This is a genomic window from Peloplasma aerotolerans, from assembly GCF_030012175.1.
Lineage (GTDB): Bacteria > Bacillota_I > Bacilli_A > Acholeplasmatales > Acholeplasmataceae > Peloplasma > Peloplasma aerotolerans.
In genome coordinates, this window is the sequence record NZ_JASCXW010000067.1 from 1 (window position 1) to 2,813 (window position 2,813).

Sequence of the window (2,813 nt, forward strand, 5' to 3'; positions counted from 1 at the left end):
ATGGTGGGAGTAGTTCACGTGGGCGTTTGATATGAAAGCTGATCGGGAATACATCAAAAGATTAGAAGATTTATTTGTTTCAAGAGGATCAGAAGTGTACTATGTTGAACTTGAAGCCGAATATGATACAAGGATAAAACGAAATATGACTGAAAATAGGTTAAAAGAGAAACCCACAAAAAGAGATTTCAAGTTTTCTGAGGCCATGTTTAAAGATATAGAAGAAAAATATCGTTTGAATTCGTATGAAGGTGAAATTAAGAAAAAACATTATATGAAAATTAACAACACTGATCTTGAGCCATCAGTAGTAGCAAATATGATTAAAGATAGATTTGGTTTCTAAACCAATAGAGGAGGATGATGAATGAATTATCTAACATCAAATGTGATTCAAACATATCATGATTTAATCAATAAAAGGACCAAGAAAATAGCAAACATCTTTGGCATCATCGCAATACCAAGTTTACTAATACCAATTACCTTATTTTTTATTTATGGTTTTAGTGATCAATTGATATTTGTGATTTCTTTAATTTTTGCCAGTAATTTTGTTGGTTGTGGTATCGTTTATATCATTCTTAGACGTATGTTTATTAGTGAAAAACCTTTATATACATACCTATACCCTAAAGTTCTTGAAAAGATTCAATATAACGAAAAGCATGATATTAAATACGAAGCATATCCTAAAATCAAAGAATTGATTAGAGAATCATTGCTTTTTACAAAATTTGCTTCAAACACCACAAGATGTGGCATTTACTATCATAGTGATCATGGAAATTCGATTTCCATTTATGATACATATTATTACACGCAATCAAACAATTCTACAGTTGTTCACTTTAACGGATATTATATTATGATTAATGGCATCCAAGTAGAGCCTATTCAGATTAGAACAAAAGGTAGACCAACAAGAACACAAATTCATTATACAAGGACGATTAATGAAAAAGGATTGAAAGTTTTTTGTGATAAACCTAGTGCGAAAACCAACGATTACATCATGGATATATTTAATAAGATAAATGACAAGTTAAACCCTAAGCATTTATTTATTAATACAATGAATCAAAAAATGTACATTGCTGTTGATGTACATAAACCAAAAAGAAAGATTAAGACATTAGATCAACAAAGTTATGACGAGCTAAAAAATCATCTGATTCATTTAACCAATACAATATCTGATGTATTATTTATTGAAGGGAATAAAAATGTATAATGCCGGGGAGGGCACATGAAAAAATTATTTTTATTATTAATTGTTATTACATTTATCTCGTTCTTATCAGCATGCAGTGCTGAAGGTGGTTTTGACGATCTTGGACCCGATGATCAAGACCAAATTATTCTTACATCCAATGGTGTTCCAGAAAGAAAAATCATTTATACAGTCAATAGCACATTTGATGTCAATAACTTGAATCAAAGTGTTACGACTCTAAAAGGTTTAGTTGAAAATGATGAGTGGTTTGATTACGAAAACATTAGTTCAACAGGTGCAAGTTTCAAAGTAAGAATTAAAACTGAACGTCTTGATAATTTTATTGAAGATCTTAATGTTAATTTTCAAGTTAGAAGTTTTAACAAACAAGGTCGTGATGTTTCATTAGAATATCAAAATAAAACCAATAGAATTACATCCTTAAACTTGCAAATCGCAAGACTGCATGAACTTTATGAAGATGCAACCTTTAGCAACATGCTAACAATCAATCAACAACTTTCCGATCTTGAAGTTGAGTTAATGGCTTTAGAAGGCGAGTTGAGTGTATTTGATAGCCTTGTTGACTATAGCGAGGTCAACATTACATTTTACGGCAGTGTTGTTATCACGAGATCTCCATTCTTTAACAGGTTGGGCAATGGTTTTGTAAATGGAACTAAAGCAGTTTTAGTTGTTTTGGATGGATTGTTCATTGTTGTTGCAAATGTTATTCCATTTATTCTTGTGTTTGGTCCCGTAGGTTATGGCATTTATTATTTTAGAAAAAGGTATGTTATTAAAAAGAAATCGAAAAAAGAACAAGGAGAGTAAAATCTCTTTGTTCTTTTTTCATGGGTATATTAATTAAAACATTTGCAAACTATCTCTTGGATTTAATTAACTTTTTTTTAAAAAAGTAGCTCAAGGCAAAACTTAATAATGTAATAATCCCAGCAATCATTAGAAACACACCTGAGTAATCTTCGTTAAAGCCTCCATCATTACCAACACTATGAATTAGGTTTATAACAAACGGAATCATGAATATAAAAGTTATCACACCAAATAAAATGGTAACAAAAAATAAGAAAATACTCTTTGGATGCTTCATTCGTTTAACAAAAACATAAAGTAAATAGTGAATCAATACTAATATCATAGAAATCAAAATGATTCTTGGGAAAGTGGAATTAAAATTTAATCTATTTCCCCAAAAGATTAAAATAATCGCAACAATTAAGACGCCTGCAATAATAAGTCCATTTTTTTTATTCATACTTTCTCCTAATAACGTTTTTTATAGATTAATTGTACCATAATGAGAGATAATATATGTTAAGTAATTAAAATAACATGTTATCATTTATTATCCAATATTTTTTAAAAATACATCTAGATTTTGTCTTGTAATTTCAAGGTGAGTAGTCTATAATGGTTGTGTAGTTACAATTGAATAATAAATATAACATACTATTTTCTTATATAATCCGGGTAATATGGTCCCAAAGTATCTACCTGTAAACCGTAAATTTACAGACTATGAGAGAAGTTTTTTGTACTTTTTTAAGTGCGGACTTCTTGTTCGCACTTTTTA

4 protein-coding genes and 1 riboswitch are annotated in these 2,813 nt (G+C 29.3%); of the genes, 3 read left to right on the forward strand and 1 reads right to left on the reverse strand.

Translation table 11 applies throughout. From position 1 onward, the window contains the following. The first annotated feature begins 31 nt into the window (after positions 1-31). From QJ521_RS09505 to QJ521_RS09515, 3 genes are read left to right on the forward strand one after another with little or no spacing between them, the layout of a single operon-like run. Entirely contained in the window at positions 32-346 is a 315-nt protein-coding gene (locus QJ521_RS09505; protein ID WP_282840240.1) for a hypothetical protein, read from the forward strand. A 21-nt stretch (positions 347-367) separates the two neighbouring features. Then, positions 368-1,234 carry a hypothetical protein gene (locus tag QJ521_RS09510; RefSeq protein WP_282840241.1) on the forward strand — a complete coding sequence of 289 codons (867 nt, stop codon included), beginning with the start codon at positions 368-370 and terminating at the stop codon, positions 1,232-1,234. Positions 1,235-1,249: 15 nt separating this feature from the next. Further along, entirely contained in the window at positions 1,250-2,050 is an 801-nt protein-coding gene (locus tag QJ521_RS09515) for a DUF4349 domain-containing protein (RefSeq protein ID WP_282840242.1), read from the forward strand. Between the two features lie 49 nt (positions 2,051-2,099). On the opposite strand, the gene QJ521_RS09520 is transcribed toward QJ521_RS09515, so the two are convergent. Then, entirely contained in the window at positions 2,100-2,495 is a 396-nt protein-coding gene (locus QJ521_RS09520) for a DUF1129 domain-containing protein (RefSeq protein ID WP_282840243.1), read from the reverse strand. 182 nt (positions 2,496-2,677) lie between these two features. Beyond that, positions 2,678-2,779, forward strand: a riboswitch (purine riboswitch). Positions 2,780-2,813: the final 34 nt, after the last annotated feature.

Bases quoted from the DNA above. Each gene is read 5' to 3' on its own strand.
- QJ521_RS09505 (WP_282840240.1), top strand. From the start codon at position 32: ATGAAAGCTGATCGGGAATACATCAAAAGATTAGAAGATTTATTTGTT.
- QJ521_RS09510 (WP_282840241.1), top strand. From the start codon at position 368: ATGAATTATCTAACATCAAATGTGATTCAAACATATCATGATTTAATC.
- QJ521_RS09515 (WP_282840242.1), top strand. From the start codon at position 1,250: ATGAAAAAATTATTTTTATTATTAATTGTTATTACATTTATCTCGTTC.
- QJ521_RS09520 (WP_282840243.1), bottom strand. From the start codon at position 2,495: ATGAATAAAAAAAATGGACTTATTATTGCAGGCGTCTTAATTGTTGCG.